Raw genomic sequence first — 234 nt, forward strand, 5'->3', positions numbered from 1 at the left:
GCCCTCGGATATCAGCTTGTCGACGTAGGACTTGCCAGCCCCGGTGCCGCGGACTTGGGTGATGGCGATCATGTGTAGGGCGCAGTTCATGCGCCGGTTGCCGCCGCGGTTGAGACGCACTCGGCTGCTGTTGCCCGACCACACCGGGATGGGGGCGGTGCCGGTGAAGCGTGCGAAGGCGGCCTTGGAACGGAAGCGGTGCACGCCGGCGGTCTCGCCGATGATGGTGGCCGC

Annotated in this window: 1 protein-coding gene; it reads right to left on the bottom strand. The window is 68.4% G+C overall.

The window, feature by feature from the left end:
- A partial coding sequence (locus tag V5E28_RS49365) for an IS110 family transposase (RefSeq protein WP_336217239.1) occupies nt 1-234 on the bottom strand: 234 nt, incomplete at both ends.

It is taken from the genome of Nonomuraea sp. LPB2021202275-12-8, from assembly GCF_037044575.1.
GTDB lineage: Bacteria > Actinomycetota > Actinomycetes > Streptosporangiales > Streptosporangiaceae > Nonomuraea.